The organism is Kitasatospora sp. NPDC048298 (assembly GCF_043201465.1).
GTDB lineage: Bacteria > Actinomycetota > Actinomycetes > Streptomycetales > Streptomycetaceae > Kitasatospora.
In genome coordinates, this window is the sequence record NZ_JBICYZ010000079.1 from 1 (window position 1) to 18388 (window position 18388).

General features: G+C 70.1%; 17 protein-coding genes and 1 pseudogene. 8 read left to right on the forward strand and 10 right to left on the reverse strand.

What is annotated here, in order from left to right:
• Positions 1-337: 337 nt before the first annotated feature.
• Positions 338-1285 carry a recombinase family protein gene (locus tag ACGF0D_RS37410; RefSeq protein WP_392924127.1) on the forward strand — a complete coding sequence of 316 codons (948 nt, stop codon included), beginning with the start codon at positions 338-340 and terminating at the stop codon, positions 1283-1285.
• A gap of 442 nt (positions 1286-1727) precedes the next feature.
• Here the strand turns inward: ACGF0D_RS37410 and ACGF0D_RS37415 are convergent.
• Positions 1728-2300, reverse strand: a pseudogene (locus tag ACGF0D_RS37415) (Tn3 family transposase); the annotation flags it as partial.
• 705 nt (positions 2301-3005) lie between these two features.
• Here ACGF0D_RS37415 and ACGF0D_RS37420 point away from each other — a divergent pair.
• Together ACGF0D_RS37420 and ACGF0D_RS37425 are read left to right on the forward strand one after the other, a co-directional pair.
• Positions 3006-6011 carry a Tn3 family transposase gene (locus tag ACGF0D_RS37420; RefSeq protein WP_392924130.1) on the forward strand — a complete coding sequence of 1002 codons (3006 nt, stop codon included), beginning with the start codon at positions 3006-3008 and terminating at the stop codon, positions 6009-6011.
• Positions 6012-6051: 40 nt separating this feature from the next.
• On the forward strand, positions 6052-7080 hold the full coding sequence (locus ACGF0D_RS37425; RefSeq protein WP_392924132.1) for a restriction endonuclease: 1029 nt from the start codon (positions 6052-6054) through the stop codon (positions 7078-7080).
• A 66-nt stretch (positions 7081-7146) separates the two neighbouring features.
• Here ACGF0D_RS37425 and ACGF0D_RS37430 read toward each other — a convergent pair whose 3' ends face one another.
• Positions 7147-8058: a hypothetical protein gene (locus tag ACGF0D_RS37430; protein ID WP_392924135.1), complete on the reverse strand. Its 912-nt coding sequence runs from the start codon at positions 8056-8058 to the stop codon at positions 7147-7149.
• 361 nt (positions 8059-8419) lie between these two features.
• On the opposite strand from ACGF0D_RS37430, the gene ACGF0D_RS37435 reads away from it, so the two are divergent.
• Positions 8420-9487, forward strand: a complete 1068-nt coding sequence (locus ACGF0D_RS37435) for a tyrosine-type recombinase/integrase (protein WP_392924138.1) — start codon at positions 8420-8422, stop codon at positions 9485-9487.
• 411 nt (positions 9488-9898) lie between these two features.
• On the opposite strand, the gene ACGF0D_RS37440 is transcribed toward ACGF0D_RS37435, so the two are convergent.
• Positions 9899-10633, reverse strand: coding sequence for a hypothetical protein (locus ACGF0D_RS37440; RefSeq protein WP_392924140.1), 735 nt, complete (start codon positions 10631-10633; stop codon positions 9899-9901).
• 44 nt (positions 10634-10677) lie between these two features.
• Positions 10678-11055: a hypothetical protein gene (locus ACGF0D_RS37445; protein ID WP_392924143.1), complete on the reverse strand. Its 378-nt coding sequence runs from the start codon at positions 11053-11055 to the stop codon at positions 10678-10680.
• A 381-nt stretch (positions 11056-11436) separates the two neighbouring features.
• On the opposite strand from ACGF0D_RS37445, the gene ACGF0D_RS37450 reads away from it, so the two are divergent.
• Positions 11437-11679 (forward strand): YozE family protein, encoded by a 243-nt coding sequence (locus ACGF0D_RS37450; RefSeq protein ID WP_392924145.1) that lies wholly within the window; start codon positions 11437-11439, stop codon positions 11677-11679.
• Between the two features lie 572 nt (positions 11680-12251).
• On the opposite strand, the gene ACGF0D_RS37455 is transcribed toward ACGF0D_RS37450, so the two are convergent.
• Both ACGF0D_RS37455 and ACGF0D_RS37460 read right to left on the reverse strand, forming a co-directional pair.
• Positions 12252-12476: a DUF397 domain-containing protein gene (locus tag ACGF0D_RS37455; protein WP_392924147.1), complete on the reverse strand. Its 225-nt coding sequence runs from the start codon at positions 12474-12476 to the stop codon at positions 12252-12254.
• Positions 12473-12604, reverse strand: coding sequence for a hypothetical protein (locus tag ACGF0D_RS37460; RefSeq protein WP_392924150.1), 132 nt, complete (start codon positions 12602-12604; stop codon positions 12473-12475). The genes ACGF0D_RS37455 and ACGF0D_RS37460 overlap by 4 nt, the downstream gene beginning before the upstream one ends.
• A gap of 241 nt (positions 12605-12845) precedes the next feature.
• Between ACGF0D_RS37460 and ACGF0D_RS37465 the strand changes: the two genes are divergently transcribed.
• From ACGF0D_RS37465 to ACGF0D_RS37475, 3 genes are all read left to right on the forward strand, one after another.
• The gene (locus ACGF0D_RS37465) at positions 12846-13274 is read left to right on the forward strand and encodes an ATP-binding protein (RefSeq protein WP_392924153.1); all 429 of its coding nucleotides are present in this window, start codon (positions 12846-12848) and stop codon (positions 13272-13274) included.
• A gap of 182 nt (positions 13275-13456) precedes the next feature.
• Positions 13457-14683 carry a methyltransferase, FxLD system gene (fxlM, locus tag ACGF0D_RS37470; protein WP_392924155.1) on the forward strand — a complete coding sequence of 409 codons (1227 nt, stop codon included), beginning with the start codon at positions 13457-13459 and terminating at the stop codon, positions 14681-14683.
• Positions 14684-14731: 48 nt separating this feature from the next.
• Positions 14732-14890, forward strand: coding sequence for a hypothetical protein (locus tag ACGF0D_RS37475; RefSeq protein ID WP_392924158.1), 159 nt, complete (start codon positions 14732-14734; stop codon positions 14888-14890).
• A 19-nt stretch (positions 14891-14909) separates the two neighbouring features.
• Here the strand turns inward: ACGF0D_RS37475 and ACGF0D_RS37480 are convergent, their stop codons facing one another.
• The 4 genes from ACGF0D_RS37480 to ACGF0D_RS37495 are packed head-to-tail and all read right to left on the reverse strand — an operon-like array spanning position 14910 to position 18381.
• Positions 14910-15374 carry an NUDIX domain-containing protein gene (locus tag ACGF0D_RS37480; RefSeq protein ID WP_392924160.1) on the reverse strand — a complete coding sequence of 155 codons (465 nt, stop codon included), beginning with the start codon at positions 15372-15374 and terminating at the stop codon, positions 14910-14912.
• A 7-nt stretch (positions 15375-15381) separates the two neighbouring features.
• Positions 15382-16008 (reverse strand): dTMP kinase, encoded by a 627-nt coding sequence (locus ACGF0D_RS37485; protein ID WP_392924163.1) that lies wholly within the window; start codon positions 16006-16008, stop codon positions 15382-15384.
• Positions 16005-17516 carry a B12-binding domain-containing radical SAM protein gene (locus tag ACGF0D_RS37490; protein ID WP_392924166.1) on the reverse strand — a complete coding sequence of 504 codons (1512 nt, stop codon included), beginning with the start codon at positions 17514-17516 and terminating at the stop codon, positions 16005-16007. The genes ACGF0D_RS37485 and ACGF0D_RS37490 overlap by 4 nt, the downstream gene beginning before the upstream one ends.
• Positions 17470-18381, reverse strand: a complete 912-nt coding sequence (locus ACGF0D_RS37495; RefSeq protein ID WP_392924168.1) for a hypothetical protein — start codon at positions 18379-18381, stop codon at positions 17470-17472. Before ACGF0D_RS37495 ends, ACGF0D_RS37490 begins: the two co-directional genes overlap by 47 nt.
• Positions 18382-18388: the final 7 nt, after the last annotated feature.

An 18388-nucleotide genomic window follows, 5' to 3' on the forward strand; every position in this document is an offset into this window, starting at 1 on the left:
CAACGGAAGCCTAACCGCCGCCTGGCGAACTACTGGCACAAGCAGGTCGATCAAACTTCGATGGCAAACGGTGAAACTTCGCTGTCACAGGACAGTGACGGTCGTGGCGGTGGGTCACTCTCACAAATGAACAGTTGCGAGAGTTCTGCGAGACTCCCGGAACGCGTCCGGTTTGTCCACGTCTCTGCTCGCAGAAAACCTCTCAAAACTCCGGCGTTCTGCAAGACACTTCTGAGAGAATCCCGGCATGGATCCGACATCCGATCAGGCAGCATCTGCGGTAGAACGCCACGATTGCCCGAAATGTGAAGCCCTGGCCGGGAGCCCGTGCCGGACGATGGGCGGCAAGACCGCCGCGAAGTACCACACTCCGCGCTTCATCCTCGTGCCCGCGCTGCGCGAGGACCTGGAGGTCCTGGTCCCCGCCGACCGCGCGCCGGGCAAGCCGTGGCAGCGGCGGCCGACCCCGGTGCTCGCCCCGGCGCCCGAGCACGCCGCCCCGCCAATCCGGGTCGGGTACGCGCGCTGCTCGACCGCCCAGCAGGAGCTGGCCAGCCAGATCGAGGCCCTGCAGTCCGCGGGCTGCTTCAAGATCTTCCAGGAGAAGATCAGCACCCGGGTCAAGGCCCGCCCGCAGATGGAGGCCGCGCTCACCCTGGCCCGCCAGTTCAAGGAGGCGGCGCCGGACCAGGCGGTCATCCTGACCGTCCACGAGACGAAGCGCCTGGCCCGCAACGCGGCCGAGCTGATGCAGCTCTCCGCCGACCTGCAGGGGTACGGCATCCTGCTCGAACTCCTCACCGGCCCGCTCAGCGGCGTCTACGACCCCAACGGCATGGGCTCGATGTTCTTCGCCGTCCTGGCCGCCGCCGCCCAGATCGAGCGCAACTACATCCGCGAGAAGACCCTCGAAGGTCAGCAGAGCGCCGCCGCCAAGGGCAACCACGGCGGCCGGCCGAAGGTCATCGACGACGACATGCTCACCTTCGCCATCGCGCTCAAGGACAAGGGCGTGCCCGTCCCGGAGATCGCCAAAAAGCTGGAGATCAAGACCGGCAAGAACGCCGGCAAGCACCCCTCGGTCGCCTCGGTCTACCGCGCGCTCGCCGAGGCCGAGGAGGCCGCCGCCGATACCCCGGCCGACGACCTGCCCCGGCGGCCCAAGCCCGCCCGCATCCTCGGCCCCGAAGATCCGCTCACCCCCGAGGAGATCGACCTGCGCGAACGCCTGGTCGCCCAGCGCACTGAGCTGGACGCCGCCGAGTTGGAAGAGGTGCACCCGTGATCCCCGGCCCGCACCAGCTCAAAGGCGGCGCGCTGCTGCTCGGCGCCGAGGAACCCGGCCTGCCCGGCCCGTTCGGCAGCTGGCCCCCGGACCACCAGGAGCCCGCCGAGCCCGGGCCAGAGCTTCAAGATCGTCCCACGGCGGCTTTCCGGTCCACCTTGGCTGGCGACAAGAGCCTTCACGCCTCCAAGATCACGTCATGGCCCCTTTTGCACGTACCTTGGCTGGACCCCTAGAGCCCTCCCGGCCCGTCCAAGCCTGCGTACGCGTTCATGGACTACGGTCCCCCTGCCGGCCGTCCTGTGCCCGCTCACGGAGCAGCGCCGCCGCAACTGCGATGACTGCACATCCGAGCGATTCATTCGTGCATGTGAACGTAGCAGACCGGAATCACGGCCCATCTCGTCGGACCGGTCGGGCCGGCCGCGGCCCGCCGCGGCCCGCCGCGAAGGCGGTTGACCGTGCGGATGCGGTCCTCGGCCAGGTCGGCGCGCCGTCCGGTCAGCAGCTTGAGGTCTATCGCGGCCTCGTCACCGGGCCGGATCCGTTGCAGGTCGCGGCGCATCCGGGCCTGATCGGCGATCACGTAGGCGTCGCGGGCATCGGCCTTGCCCTCGCCGCGGTAGCCGTCAGCGGCCCGGTTCACCAGGCGCCCGGGAATGTAGAGGACCTCCTGGGCCTCGGCGGTGCCGAGCCGGAGCGCGGTGGCGTACTTCACCATCTGGTCGTACTGCTGCTCGATCAGCTCCCAGCGGATCGGCCGCGTCAGCGAGGCGCCGAGCGCGGGCCAGCCGGGCGGGCTGTCGTCCGGGCGGTACAGGCGGATGCTGCCGATGTTCTTCAGCCGGGGCAGCAGGCGGAAGTTCAGCAGTTCGGTGAAGGCGAACCCGACCACGCTCGCGCCGTGGGTGTCGACGTACTGGGACTCGATCATCGCCGCGACCTCGGATGACGAACAGGACTTGAGCTGGGAGTAGATGCAGACGTTCTTCCGCTCAACGTGCCAGTAGATCATCACGCCGCTCTTTAAAGGTCTATTTTAGACAACCGCCAGAGACACCATCCCTCTAGCAGAATCGCGCGCGCCCCTCACCTCACCTTCCCAACGTACGTCAACCATCCTGCAACTGAGCGGGTGGTATCCTTTGGCGATTGTCTAAACCTTCCTGAAGAGTCGTCCTCCTAGCGACTCCGAAATGCCTCCCTCGCTGTACTGAGCGGAGAGCGACAGCCTCGCACCTCTGGCCATACCCACGCACCGACCGGCACCCGGGCCGCGGTCCACGCGAACAAAAAGCTCCTGAGCAGCTCGCAGCCGATGGCTTCCCCGTCACCGACGACCTCCTCGCCCACCTCTCACCGCTGCAGTTCAACCCCATCGACTTCCTCGGCCGGTACGCGTTCTTTCGACCGCAGGAGGTCGGGCACCCGCCGCTGCGCGAACCGTCAGCCGGTGAAGACGACAGCGAACGATAGGGGCATCGTCAGCTGGGTACCCGGGCGGTGATGACGGCAGACCGAAACGGCGGGCGCTGCCGACGAAGGAGTCGGTGGAGACCCGTCCGCGGTCAGCAGCCTCCTGTCAGGCAGATCGGGGTGCCGGTAAGAACGCTGTCACCAGCCGCAAACGGTGGTGATCTTGCGCGGGCGTAACTCGTGTGGGTGAGTCCGGGGCCGTACAGCTGCGCGGGGTGAGGCCCCGAGAGGACGATCGACAACCGTGGCGCGTACCCCTTTGGACCTGGACGACCTGGTCGAGCACTGGACGCTGTTGAAGGACGAGCAGGGGCTCGTGTCCGGCAAGCGCGGTGCGACGAGACTGGGCTTCGCCGTGTTGCTGAAGTTCTACACGCAGTACGGCCGGTTTCCCCGGGGCCGGTTCGAGTTGCCGGGCGAGGCGGTGGAGTTCGTCGCCCGACAGGTACAGGTACCCGCCTCCGAGCTGGACGCGTACGAGTGGAGCGGCCGGACGGTCGAGTACCACCGCGCGCAGATCCGCGGGCACCTGGGCTTCCGTGAGTGCAGCGTTGCGGACGCGGACAAGCTGACCGGCTGGCTCGCCGAGCACGTCGCGTGCAAGGAGCGACGACCGGAGCAGGTACGGGTGGAACTGCTGGTCCGCTGCCGCACGGAGAGCATCGAGCCGCCGACTCCAGGGCGGTGCGACCGGATCGTGGGCGCCGCGCTGCGAGTGGCCGAGGAGACGCTGACGGCGAGGATCTCGGCGCGGCTCACGGTCGAGAGCACGGAGCGGATCGTCGCCCTGGTCGTCGGCGCCGACCAGGAGGACGACGCCGCACCCGGTGAGGGCGAGGACGGCCCGCCGGTCCTGGGGAAGATCAAGGAGGCTCCGGGCAACGTGAGCCTGGAGACGATGCTCACCGAGATCGACAAGCTGCTCGCGGTCCGGGCCGTCGGGCTGCCGGCGGACCTGTTCGCCGGCATCGCGCCGGGGGTCGTGGCCGGATGGCGGGCGCGGGCCGCGGTGGAATCCCCCTCCCACCTGCGCACTCACCCGCTGCCGCTGCGGGTGACGCTGCTGGCAGCGCTACTGCACGAGCGGGAACGGGAGATCACGGACACGCTGGTCGAGCTGCTGATATCCACGGTGCACCGGATCGGGGCGCGGGCGGAGAAGAAGGTCACCGAGCAGCTGGTCAACGCGTTCAAGAAGGTGTCGGGCAAGGAGAACATCCTCTTCAAGCTCGCTGAGGCATCGATCGGTGAGCCGGAAGGCACGGTCCGCGAGGTCGTCTACCCGGCCGTGTCCGGCGGCGAGCAGACGCTGCGGGAGCTGGTCCACGAGTTCAAGACTCGCGGCCCGGTCTACCGGCGCACGGTGCAGACCACCTTGAAGGCGTCGTACACCAACCACTACCGGCGCGGGCTGATCAGGCTGCTGGACGTGCTGGAGTTCCGCTCGTCCAACCACACCCACCAGCCGGTGATCGAGGCGCTGGCGCTGGTGGCCCGGTACGCGGCGGCGGGCAACACCACGTACTACCCGCTGGGCGAGACCGTGCCGGTCTACAAGGTGATGGGCGGGGACTGGGCCGAGGTCGTCCACCGCACCGACAAGCGCGGCCGGCGCCGGGTGGTGCGCATGGTCTACGAGGTCGTCGCCTTCCAGGCCCTGCGCGACCAGCTCAAATGCAAGGAGATCTGGGTAGTCGGCGCCGACAAGTGGCGCAACCCCGACGAGGACCTGCCCCAGGACTTCGCCGAGCGGCGCGAGGAGAACTACCGCGAGCTGCGCAAGCCGCTGGACCCGGCCGACTTCGTCGACGAGCTGCGCGAGCAGATGACCACCGAACTGGGCCTGCTGAACGACCGCATGCCGCGCTTGAGCTGGCTGGACATCGCCGAGCGGAAGTCCGGGGCGATCCGGCTGACCCCGGCCGAGGCCCAGCCCGAGCCGAAGAACCTGCGCAGGATCAAGGGCGAGGTACAGCGCCGGTGGGGCATCGTGCCGCTCATCGACATGCTCAAAGAAGCCGTGCTGCGCACCGGCTGCCTGGACGCGGTCACCTCCGTCTCCGGCGGCGGCAGTCTCTCGGCGGAGGTCCTTGCCGAGCGCCTGCTCCTGGTGATCTACGCCTACGGCACGAACACCGGGATCAAGGCCGTCGCCTCCGGCGGACACGGCCACACCGAGGATGAACTGCGCTATGTCCGCCGCCGGTACCTGACCCCGGAGACGGCCCGGCAGATCGCCATCGCGAACGCCACCTTCGCCGCCCGCAGCACCGAGCTGTGGGGCCAGGGCTCGACCGCGGTCGCCTCCGACTCCACCCACGTGCGCGCCTACGACCAGAACCTGTTCACCGAGTGGCACTCGCGCTACGGCGGCCGTGGGGTGCTCATCTACTGGCACGTGGAGAAGAAGTCGCTGGCCATCCACTCCCAGCTGATCCACTGCACCGCCTCCGAGGTCGCCGCGATGGTCGAGGGCGCGATGCGGCACGGCACCACCATGGACGTCGAGGCCAACTACACAGACAGTCATGGCCAGTCGGAAATCGGGTTCGGCATCACGAGGCTGCTGAACTTCGACCTGCTGCCCAGGATCAAACGGATCAACAAAGTGAAGCTGTACCGGCCGGTGGTCGGCGAACCGGACGCCTACCCACAGCTCACCCCGGCCCTGACCCGCCCGATCCGCTGGGAACTCATCGCCCAGCAGTACGACCAGATGATCAAGTACGCCACCGCGATCCGGACCCGCACCGCGTCCACCGAGGCGATCCTGCGCCGGTTCACCCGCAACGCCTCCCACCCCACCTACGCGGCCATGCTGGAGGTCGGCCGCGCCCAGAAAACCATCTTCGTAGCCCGCTACCTGCGGCTTCGGGACCTTCAGCGGGAGATCGAGGAGGGCCTGAACGTCATGGAGTCCTCCAACGGCGCCAACTCCGTGATCGCCTACGGCAAGGGCGGGGAGATCGCCTCGAACCGGCGCGACGAACAGGAGATGTTCGTCCTGTGCCTGCGCATCCTGCAATCGGCCCTGGTCTACGTGAACACCCTGATGCTCCAGGACATCCTGGGCGAACCGGAGTGGGCCGACCTCCTCACGCCCGCGGACCGGCGCGGCCTGACCCCGCTGTTCTGGTCCCATATCCGGCCCTACGGCGAGGTGAACCTCGACATGGGCGCCCGCCTCAACCTCGCCGCGGCCTCCGTACCGGGACCCCGGGCCCCGGCCTACCCGACCGCGCGGCAGTAGCATTCTTTGACATTTCATACACGTGGGCAGGGGTGGGCGCGTGGGAAGCATCTGGTTCAGCGGTCGCGGCGTCGTCGACTCGATAGCGGAGCTGATCGGGTACAAGTTGGGGCTGGTCGTGTCCGAGGAGGATCTGGCGACCGCAGTCGCGTCTCACGGGCTTGCGGAGCTGTGGCCGCTAGAGATGGATGCCTCCTACCGGTATCGGTCGGAGGTGCTCGAAGAGCTGGCTCATCGGATGCTGGCTGCGTTCGGCGACGCTGATGCTGCCTCAATGCTTGAGGAACCTTTGGTGGTGCGCCGGCTTGTGCGGGAGTTTCCCGAGCTCGCGGAAGACTTCGGGCCGCTCGACTACACGCTCGACAGGCTGCCACAGTTGAAGCCTCCGGTCGGGTCAAACCTCATTGATCCAGGGCCCCTGCTTGATGAGGTTGAGGAGCAATGGGGACCGCGTGGAGTGGTGATCGCCTCACGGCTGATGCTGATCATGGACCAGCACATGGTCGCAAACCCATGGTCACGTATCCGGCGCGAGGAGTACGCATCACGCGCTGTACTGCGCGATCTGTTCACCTCTGAGAATCTCCCATTGCCCTTGGGGCTTTTCTTCGACCAGCGGTTCATCGACTACCTGGACGCGAACAGCACCGCTCTGGAGGAGATGCACTGGCGTCAGTTCGAGGGCCTCGTAGCCGAACGGCTGCGTCGCGAAGGGCTTCGGGTGGAGCTCGGTCCAGGCCGTGCGGACGAAGGGGTCGATGTTCGGGCGTGGGACCCGGATGCCGGAAGCGACGCGCCAGCGGTCATGCTGGTGCAGTGCAAGCGGACACGGAGCAAGGTGGACCGTGTGGTGGTGAAGGCGCTCGCTGCGGACGTCGACTTCGAGGGCGCGCGTCAGGGAATGGTCGCCACTACCTCGTCCTGGTCTCCCGGCGCGCGCCACACGGTTGAGAGCCGAGGCTATCCGGTCGAGGAGGCCAACCGGGACACCCTGATCACTTGGCTGACGCAGATGCGCACACCAGGAACCGGGGTCTGGTTGGCCGGATCGACGCCCACCCCGCAGTAGTGTGCTCAAGGAACATCGGCGTCAGATCGTGTGCCTGCACTGTTCGTGACGAGGGCGCGCCGCTCGCTATCCGAGACCATCCGCGTCGGTGATCACCACGATCCCCCCGATCCTGTCGGTCACCGCTGCCGGAGGGGTCCGCCCATCCATGACGTCGCGCACGTAGCCGGGAACCCCTGTACGCAGACCACGCAACACATGGTCGAGGTACGGCACTGAGAAATGGCCACGGTCGGCGGGGACGTGCTGGAAGAGGGCGCCGGCCGCCGGTGCTGCACGCTCCAGGGTGGCTGCGCCGGCGAACTGGCCAAGCCTGATCCGCCCCAGCGGGCGGAGCAGCTCCTTGGCCACACGCCGGGCCCCCCTCTGCGGCTGCCGGAGGAACCGTGCAAGCTCCTCATCCAGCTCGCGTACCAAGGAGCGGATCGGTTCGTCCAGCCCCTCGGAAGGGCTCGCGATGTCCTCCACCGGTACCGCGTCGTGGAAGACCTCCACACCAGCGGCGTTCTGATGAAACTTCGCAGCCTCCTGCGCGACCAAGGCGCACGCCACCGACACGCCTACCCGCTCACGATCTCGGCACAGGACACCGCGGTGGGTGCGGCTGCACTCCAGGGTCGCCCGGTACTTCCGATCCCCGCAGTAGAGGACGTAGGCCGCAGGCACGGAGCAAAGGTCGGCCGCCTCGATGAGCTTGGTGATCTGGGATTGGGAGTGCCCCTTGGTCGTGTACCCGAAGTCGACGGTCCACCGGCGACCGCTGACCTTGAGGATTTTCGCCTGGGCGAGCAGGCCGAAACAGGTGCCGTCCCGGTCCACCCACCACCACATCCAGTCAGCCCCGGACTCCGCCTCCTCGGCCGACGTGAACTCCTGGAAGCAGACGCGCGGGCTGGCCTCAGCCAGCAGGACCTGTGTCGCTGTCACTTCGCGCAAGGTCCCACCGTTGGCCGCCATGCGTGCGGTCAAACGGTCCACAGCCGTCCGGCCCCTCCGCAGAGCCTCGTAAGGGCCGTTTCCACGGCCGGGGAATCCGCTCATGATCACCTTCTACTGAAGCGCGGGCGTGGAGGTCTCATCTTCCCCTTCCGCACCGACAAAGAATCGAGCCTGCGCTCATCGTGAGGGTCAGCGGTGCGGCGGATAGCGGTAGCAGTGGTTCCGTATTGGGGGTCGCACTTCCGTTGCTCGATGGCTCGTCAGGGTGGTGCCGCAGTAAATGCCGGATTTACTGCGGCGGAGCCCCTACCGTGATCATCGCGACCTGCGGCGGGCTCTCCGGCCACCACAGGCGAGGTGTACGCATTTACTGCGGCAGGAACGGAAGGGCAGGGCGGACGTGGCGATCGAACCGGTGACCGAACTCGGGAGCGGGGGCGCGCTCCGACTGCCGCGCGCCCGGGTCGTGCCGCTGTCCGCCCCGCCCTCGTCGTACACCGCGGCGGTCGAGCGGTACCTCACCGGCGCGGGCATCGCGAAGTCTTCCGCGCGGATCTACCGGATCTCGCTGACGACGTGGGGGTGGATGCTCGCCGGTGAACCGGCGCCGACCGGGCCCGCCCGCCGGGGCGCGAAGCCGCCCGTCTTCCCCGTCGCCGCGATCGACGACCCGGCGCTGCCCGAGGTGCTGGCCGAGCTGGCGGCGGCTCGGGCGGACGAGATGGACGCCGACACCGTCAACCGGGAGCTGTCCATCGCGCGCAAGGCGATCGGCTGGTGGCAACGCCAGGGCTGGATCGCCGGCGACCCGACGATCGGCATCGAGCGGCGGCCGGCACCTCCCGACCGCACCAAGGCGCTGGCCGAGAAACAGATCGCCGCCCTGTGGCGCCTGGACGTCGCCCTGCGGGAGAAGACGCAGTGGAAGATGCTCTACGAGTCCGCCGCGCGGGCCGACGAGGTGCTGTGCCTGAACGTGGAAGACCTGTACCCGCAGGACAAGCGCGGGAAGATCACCGCCAAGGGCGGGGCCACGGAGTGGATTCACTGGCAGTCCGGGACCGCCCAGCTGCTGCCGCGACTCATCGCCCGCCGTACCCGCGGCCCCTTGTTCTTGACCGACCGCAAGGCCCCGGCCGGGACACCGACGCTCGACGTGTGCCCGGAGACCGGCAGGGCCCGGCTGTCCTACCGCCGGGCCGAGGAGATCTTCGAGGAGAACACCCGCCTGCTGGCCAACCCCCTCGCCTCACCTGAGAACATCGAGGACCTGGACGGCTGGACACTCCACCGTCTACGCCACAGCGCACTCACGCACGACGCCGAGGGCGGCACGTCCACGCCGATGTTGCTGGCCCGCTCCCGCCACGCCTCCGTGCGCTCCCTGGAGCGGTACGCCCGCCCCGGTGTCGATGCCGTTGCCCGACACGTCGCGGAACGCGACCCCGCCGCACGTCGCCGCACGTGACACCAGCCGTTTGCGGCCGGTGACAGCGTTCTTACCGGCACCCCGTCCAGGCGTGCGGTGGCCAGGTGCAGCACATAGTGCTCGCTGGCGCCGTCCTCGTCCAGGACATAGCGCACGATCCCGTGGACGCTCAGCGCCAGCGCCGAGCCGGCCAGCGGTTCATGGGTGCTGGCCAGGGGGGTGAAGCGGGCGGCGGCGAACGTGAACTGCTCAGCCATCATGGGTCTCCCGGATCGGCGGGCGGGTGTCGGCTTCGAGGTAGGCGCGGCCACCGGGGTACGGGCGGCACCGGTGACGACGAAGCGGTCGGCAAGGTGCTGGAGGACGGCGGCGACGGCCTGGTCGTCGCCGGTCGCGCGGATCCGCGCGATGCCGGGCAGCGGGGCCGGGTGCTCGCGGCGGTGGCGGCGCTCAGACATGGCGGGTCACCGTGACGGTGGGGCCGAGGGTGTCCAGCCGCTCGTCCACGCGGAGCGTCGCCCTGTTCAGGCGGCCCTTGTGCGGCTGCTCGGTCAGCCGGCCGGTGCTGGTGCGGCACGGCTGTCCCTCGCCCTGGGCGCACGTTACGGTGTCGCACTCGACGAGCAGCACTTCGGCTCGGATCTCTGCCAGCCGTTCGACGGCCCGGCGCTCGGCTGCAACCTTCGACTCCACGAAGTGCACGCCGTCCATCGCCGCCGGGAAGGTGATGGTCTCGGTGCGCAGCCAGCGGGCCATGGGGTGGTCGTCGGGGATCGGGCGGCCGCGGCGGGCGAGCAGCAGCAGCTGCTTGTAGGTGGGCACAACGGCGGGCGGGTAGCTGCCCGGGGCCGTGCTGGGCTCCTCCTCACGGGCGGCGGCGCCCCAGGTCCGCTTGTCCTCGAAGGTGGTGGCGAGGGGGAGTTCGCCGGAGGTGATGGCGGCCAGGTGCTGCGCGGTGTCGGCGTTCTTGGCCAGGGTGTCGGCGGTACAGCGCAGCTCCTCGATGAAGTCGGCCAGTTCCACCGGCACGTCGGGGGTCTCAGCGGCGTAGGCGACCTGCTGCAGCAGGACGGCGGCGGAGGAGACGTGGCCAACGATCTCCTCCAGGGTGATGCGGCGGCCGGCGCGCAGGTGTGCGGTGTCGGCGGGGTCGGTGCTGGTCTGGACGGCGGGGGTGGTGGTCACGGCGGGCTCCGTCTCGTCGGCCGGAAGGGCAGGGTGGGGACGGGTCACATGAACCTCGCCCGGGCCACGACCGCGACGGCCCGGGCTTCAAGGCTGCCGTCCTCCGGGCTTCCGGGGCCGGCGACCAGGACGTGCTCCGTACGGTCGATCAGGTCCCACCAGCTGTCGGGCAGGCTCACCTGCTCGGCGGCCCGCCACAGCACCTCATCGTCGAAGCCCTCGTCGTCGACGAGGACGAGTTCCTCCAGCGAGCGGGTGGGGATGTTCAGGCGCAGCCGCCAGCTGGTGTCCACCATCGGAAGGCGGGAGCCGTCCCAGGTGTTCCAGCCGGTACGCTCGCGCAGGTCGACCAGGCCAGCGGCCGGGGACTCGGGGTAGAGGGTGCCAAGGTAACGGGGTCTGACGCGAAGACCTCTTTGCATCCCCGCCCAGCTCGGCGCCGAGGAGCCCGGTATGCCCGGGCCGTTCGGCACCTGGACCGACAGCGACGACCAGGAGCACAAGGATCCGGAGGCCGACAGGCCCGGCGACGGCCAGCTGTGGTGCTGACCAGCGCCCGACGAGCGCCGGGGGTGAGTTCCCGCATCTGACGCATCACCAGGCCGGCACAGGGGTCGCGTCGGCCTCTACAGCCCCGATACCCCCCTGTCGCGCGTTAACGATCGTTAGCCTCGTATATGCGGCAATATACGAGGCAACCGCTGTGAGAGGCTTTCCTTCGACAGCCTGTCCCACCGCGCGGACGGGCCCGGCGAGGGATGCCGATCGTCCGGACCGGCATCACGACACCCCAGGGGGTACACATGTCCGACGGACCGCTGGGTTTCGCCGAGTGGCTCCTGCGCCTGACCGACGAGCAGTCACCCATCGGCGACCTCGCCCGCGACGTCCAGCGCGATATCCAGGACGACGGGTGGCCCGAACCCGAGGACGGGGTCGAGTCGTTCGAGTTCTACTACGACTACCTCTGGTCCGTTGATGCCTGCCAGGGCGCCCTGGACGCCCTCGAAGACGCGTGGAAGCGCTACGAACAGCCCTGGGAGTGAGCCGCACACCGTGCCGGCTCCGCTACCTCCAGGACGTCCGGCGCCAGGTCCACCACCCGGAAGACTGACCAACACGCCCGTTCCGCAGCAGACTTGACCATCTCGCCACAGCCGGTCTTCCCAACGGCCCCGAAAGGCATCGCGGTCGTTGCCGAGGATGGCCACCGGGTCGAAGTACAGCGTCATCCGCTGAGACTAGGGCATCCGTTCGGGCTGCACGACGGGCTGCCGATGGGAAAGGGACTGCCTGGTTCCCCTGGGCTCACGCACTCGCCGTTTGACTCTCCAACTCATGGGATGTCTGTCAAGTCATGTTCTGCGAGGGCACCACGGTTTTCGGGGCTGTGATCAGACCGCGCCGGGAAAGGGCGACGCGCCGGGGCGTGGCATGGAGATGGACTTCCGGTCGGCCGCAACGTCGGCGGCCGTGGAGATCCCCAAGCGCAGCGGCGTCCGTCGGGGTCGATTCGGAGCGGCGTGATCGCGTCGTGTGCTGGAAGTGGAGGCGCTGGTGCGGAGGAGGGCCGTCTCCCCCTTGGAACGGGGAACGCGGCCCTCCTCCGGCCTGTGGGTCAGACCGTGAAGGTCTTCGCGAAGGCCACGAGGCCGGCGTACGCGCCGGGGGTGAGAAGCAGGGCCGGGCCGTGGGGGTCCTTCGAGTCGCGGACGGCCACGGCGTCGAAGGGGGGCGAGGTCAGGTCGGCCACCTCGACGCAGTTGTTGCCGGCGCCGCTGTAGGAGGACTTGAACCAGTCGGCCGTGTGGGCGAGTTCGGTGGCGCTGATGTGGTGGGTCATGAGGTGATCTCTCGGGTGAGTTGTTGCAGGATTGCCGGCGTCGCCTCGGAGGGGAGGGCCGAGCGGGACAGTGCCTCGAACATCCGAGTGAACCGGCCGACGTCTCGGGGCTTGTCGGTGATCGACATGCCCGCTCCGGCGGTATCCACCTGAACCGTGGTGGGAAGCGTCGTGCCCAGCTCCAGGCTCCCCGGATCCGGCCGACATCCCGGGCGGGATCCTCCCGGCCGACGCCCGCCGCGGATCCTGGCAGCAGCGGCCCGGTGGCACCGACGTCTTCGTGGAAGGCTTCGAACGGGTGTTGCGCCGCGCAACCGCCGTGCGACGCATACGGTTTCGACACCCCACGAGGCGGCATCGGACGCCGCGATGACGGGCTCGGAGCCGGTCCCGCCGCCCCCGAGCGCCCCGCCGGGGCCGACGACGGCGGACCTCCGGTACCGGCCGGAGTCGGCACGAGCAGCACGGGAGCTGGTCAGGGGCAAACTCCTGGAGTGGGGACTGGACGACCTCGTTGACGCGGCCGAGGTCGTCATGAGCGAGATGGTCACGAACGCGGCGAAGACGGGATGCCTGACCTGCATGCGGGTGGGTGTCCGGCGCCGGTCTCCCCGGTCGGTGAGACTCTTCGTCCGGGACGGCTCGCACGAACTTCCGGTGATGCTCACGGCCGACGATGACGACGAGTGCCACCGCGGTCTCGCGCTGATCCACGAACTCGCCTCGGGCAACTGGGGCACGTCGGTCCACGCCTGCGGGAAGACGGCGCACGCGGACCTCCAGGTCACCCCGGGGTGACCTCCTCGGCCGGATCACCCCGTGGCCGCGCCCCCACCGCCACGGTTGTACCGGCCGGACGGAACGGCGCTGGCCCCGCAGTCCCCGAGAGGACCAACGGCCTGAACCCGTAGTCTTCCAGACCTCAACTGGACCTGTTGTAAGCACAGTTAACCGATCATCACACTGAGAGAGAGCACTGCATGTCTGACACGGTGGAGCCCGAAGCCACCAGCGCGGAGACCCCGGAGCAGCTGCGGACGGCCATGGTCGAGCGGCTGATCTCCATGGGCGAGATCCGCACCGCCGCCGTCGAGCGCGCCTTCCGCACGGTGCCGCGCGAGGCCTTCGTGCCGGAGGCACCCGCCAGGCAGGCCTACGGCGTCGAGGACGTCGTGATCACCAAGCGGAACGAACACGGGACCGCGATCAGCTCGGTCTCCGCCCCAAGGATCCAGGCCTTCATGCTGGAGCAGGCCGACATCAAGCCCGGCCACCGCGTGCTGGAGATCGGCTCCAGCGGCACCAACGCCGCGATGATCGCCGAGCTCGTCGGGCCGGACGGCGAGATCACCACCCTGGACATCGACCGGGACGTGACCGACCGCGCGACCCGCGGGCTGGCCGCCACCGGCTACGACCGCGTGAACGTCGTCCTCGGCGACGGCGAGGTGGGCTGCGCCGACCGCGCCCCCTTCGACCGGATCCTGGTCACCGTCGGGGCCTGGGACATCCCGCCGGCCTGGGTGGAGCAGCTCACCGAGCGCGGCACCGTCACCGTGCCGCTGCGGATGCGCGGCGTCTCCCGCTCGATCACCCTGCGCCGCGAGGCCGACCGGCTGGTGAGCGTGTCCGCCGAGGTGTGCGGCTTCGTGCGGATGCAGGGCGCCGGCGCACACGAGGAGCAGCTGCTGCTCCTGCGCGGCGAGGAGGTCGGGCTACGCTTCGACGAGGAGCCGCCGGCCGACGCCGGCCTGCTCACCGGGGCGCTGGACACCGACCGCACCGAGGAGTGGACCGGGGTGACGGTCGGACGGATGGAGCCGTTCGACTCGCTGCACCTGCGGCTGGCCACCGCACTGCCCGGCTTCTGCATGATGTCCGTCGACCCGAAGCTGGACACCGGGCTCGTCGCGCCGCAGAACCGCATCTCCTGCCCGGCCATGACCGACGGGTCGAGCCTGGCCTACCTGGCGCTGCGCAAGGTGAGCGAGGACCCGATGTTCGAGTTCGGCGCGCACGGCTACGGGCCGGACGGCGCGAAGCTGGCCGCCCAGCTGGCCGAACAGATCCACACTTGGGACCACGCCCACCGCTCGGGCCCCGGCCCGCAGTTCACCGTCCACCCGGCCACCACGCCGGACGACCGGCTAGGTGAGGGCCGCGTCATCGACAAGCGACACACCCGCATCACGATCTCCTGGCCCTGAACCGGGCCAGGCGACCCGAGAGAACCGCCCCCCCAGGAGGGGATCAGCATGGCGCCTCAGACACTCGTCGTGCCGCAGACCGAGACGACCGACGTCGCCGCGCGCGACGGCTCGGAGTTCGACCTCGACCCGACCATCGTCGAGAGCCCCGCCTCACCCTCTGAACGCCCTGGCGCTCCTGGGGGGCGGCACGGGGCCGGAGGGTGAGCCGGGTGGGCCGGGCCCGTCACGCAGGCGGCCAGCCGTGGTGGGCCAGGCCGCCGGGGTCGGTGAGGGCGCCGCGGATGCCGGCGGCGGGGTAGGGGATCAGGTCGTCGGGCAGGTCGTCCTCGGTGAACCAGCGCAGGTCCAGGCACTTGGCGGGTTCGCGGTTGACCGGCTCCCCTTCCCACTCGGTGGCGAGGTAGAACAGCCCCAGGCGCAGGATCGCCGGGTCCTGGCGGTGCAGGACGGTGTAGGCGAGGTGGAGGTGGGCCGGGTCGACGGTGATCCCGGTCTCCTCCTCCAGTTCGCGGGCGGCGCCGTGGGCAGGCTTCTCGCCGGGGTCGAGTTTGCCGCTGGGGGCGTGCCACTGGCCGTAGCCGTAGGGGCCGCCGCGCTGGGACAGCAGGACCTTGCCGTCCGGGGTGCGCAGGATGACGTGGACGTCCACGACGGGATGCGGGGTGGGACTCGTGTCGCTGGTGCTCATGTTCTCTCTAACTCCCGTACGGCATTTTGGTGTTGATCGTCCGGGGTGGGACATGTTCCAGGATGGCCTGTGCGGTCTGCTCGGGGGTGAGGTGGGTGGTGTCCACGGTGTGGAGCCGGTAGCCGAGCCGTTCGAGTACGGGGACGGCCTCTTGGTAGAGCCGCAGTTCGCGGGCGGTGGCGGCGGCGTCGAGTTCGAAGCGGTGCCGGGTGCCGCGGTGGGCGAGGCGGCGCTGCACGGTGTCGGGGTCGGCGGTGAGGAGTACGGCGAGGTCGGGGACGTCCGTGCCCTCGTTGACGGCGAGGAGGAAGTCGGTGTCGACGCCGTCGGCGCGCTGGAGGACGAGGGTGGAGGGCAGGTAGCGGTCCAGCAGCACGGTGGTGCCGGCGGCGCGGCGGGGGCGGATGTCGGTGTCGAGCTGGTGGAGGCGGTCGGCGGCGACGGCCAGGGCGAGGGCGCGGCCTCGCATCGTCGCGGCGGCCACGCGCACGGCCTGGCCGTAGGGGGTGGTGGAGGGCCCGGTGGCGGTGTGGACGGTGTGTCCGGCCGCTCGCAGGGCGCGGGCGGTGGCGGCGACGGCGGTGGACTTGCCCAGGCCGCTGGGCCCGTCCACGGTGAGCAGCAGTCCGCTCATGCGCCCACCGCCTGGCGGGCGGCGGCGGTGTTGCGGTGGTGCTGTTCGCGGGAGATGTCGGCCAGCCATCCGTAGAGCCGGGTGAGGGGGACGTGGCCGAACTGCTGGCCGGTGGCGAAGTTGAATTCGTCGCGGCCGCGCATCGCCTCGTCGGCTCCGTGTCCGGTGAGGTCGACGTCCTGGTAGGTCTGTAGGGCTTCGGGGTCCCAGCCCTGCCGGACGAGGTCGGCGAAGACGGGTGAGCCGGGGTAGGGGCGGAAGGTGAACGCGGAGGCGCGGAAGGTGCCGGGCAGGCGGTCGGACAGGACCCAGAGCTCGCGGATGTGGGCGAGGGTGGCGAGGGCGTCGTCCATGGTCTCGCCGGGGTAGCCGAGGATGAAGTACCCCTTCACGCCGATCCCCTTCTCCAGCAGCCGACGGGCGACGGTGAGCGTCATCGCGGGGGTGATCCGCTTGTCCATCGCCTCCAGGATCCGGGCGGAGCCGGATTCGATCCCCAGCGCGACCTCGCGCAGTCCGTTGCCGCGCAGCCGCTCCAGGACGGTGTCGTTCTCGCGGTCGAGGACGTTGATGCGGCCGGTGGCGTCCCACACGTACCTCTCGCCGACGCGCTCGGCGGTGAAGGCGTCCAGGGCGGGGTGGATGACGCGGCGGGCGCCGAGGAAGAGGTCGTCCACCGCGCGGAAGGCCGTGCATCCGAAGTCGGCGTCGAGCCGGTGCATCTCGGCGATGATGTTCTCGGGGGTGCGGGTGCGGATGCTGACCTCGGGGTTCATGGAGGCGGCGGCACCGCAGAACCCGCACTCGTAGGGGCAGCCGCGCGAGCACACCAGGTTGGCCTCGATGCGGCCGTCGGCGGCCCGGTACGGGTCCTGGGCGAGGAAGCGGCGGTCGACGGCGAGGGCGTCGATGTCCGGGGCGAGCCAGCGGGCGGTGTCGCCGGGGCGCGGGATGCCGCAGGCGGTGGTGCCGAGCAGGCGGTCGCGCCACATCACCTTCGGCAGTTCGCGGCGCCGGTGGACGTCCCCGAGCAGGGCGGTGACCCGCATCTCGCCCTCGCCGATCACCAGGGCCTCCAGGCCGGCGAAGCGCGGATCGGCCAGGACGCGCCCCGGGTCGGCCTTGGCGTGGTGGCCGCCGGCCATCAGCGCGATCGCCGGGTCCAGGGCGGCGGCGATCCGTGCCGTCAGCTCGTAGGTGGGGGCGAGGAGGTTGAAGGCGGCCCAGCGCGGCCGCAGCGCGTTGACGACGTCGGCGGTGCGCCGGATGCCGAGTCCGTGGGCCTCGGCGTCCAGGATGCCGACGTTGAAGCCGTGCGCGGCGGCGTGGGTGGCGATGTAGGCCATGCCGAGGACCGGCAGGGTGTAGTCGTTGACGCGCGGGCGCAGGCCATAGTCGCGCAGCGGGGCGTTGACGAACAGGCAGTCGAGGGCGCGGTCCGGGTCGGCGCCGGCGACCAGGTCATGGGCGGTGCGGGTCTGTTCCTCCGAGCTGATCGGTGCGGGCATGGGCCCCCCAGGTGAGTGTCGACAGGGTGAGGGTGTGCAGGTGGCGCGGTTCGTCGCCGGCCAGGTGGTGCCAGTGCGCGCCGAACAGGGCCTCGGTCTTCTTCGGCTTGTCGGCGGCGGGCCAGGGGTGGTCGGGGGCGATGCGGGCGGCCCAGGTGCGGACCGCGAGGTCGGCGTGCGGGTAGACGGAGAAGTCGCCGGTGAAGTCGGCGGCCGCGGCGGCCGCCGTCCAGGGCCCGATCCGCGGCACGCCGACGAGCTCGGCGGCCAGGGCCGGGGCGTCCAGCCGCTCCCAGCGGGCGCGTTGCTCCAGGTACGCGTTCGCGGCCGCGCGCAGTGCGGTGCGGTGGAACGTGGTGCCGACAGCGGCGAACTGCTCGTCGGTCAGTGTGAGGACGGTCTCCGGCGTCGGCGCGGTGTGCAGGGTGCGGTCGGGAGCGGGGCCGTGGTCGTGGCCAGAGGCGGGGCCGTTGTCGGGGCCGTTGCCGGGGACGGGCAGCTCGGTGCCGTGGGCCGCGCACCAGCCGCGGTAGAGGCGGCGGGCCTGGTCGGCGCGGACGACCTGGCGCAGGACCGCGGTGGTGATCGCGTCCCACAGCCACGGGTTGGCCACCCGCACGCTCGGCCCGAGACCGCGCAGGCCGGCGAGGAGGACGGGCGGGACGGTGCCGGGCAGCGACGTCGGGTCGGTGGTGACGAGGGCGGGCTTGGTGTCCTCCGTGCCGTCCACGCAGGCCAGGTCGAGGCCGTCGGGGGTGAGGGTGGCCACCCAGCGGCCGTCGGCGGTGCGCAGGGGGCGCTGCCGGTGGCCGGTGGTGGTGTTCTCCTGCCAGGCTGGGTGATCGGTCGTCAGGACAGTCTGCACGGGGCGC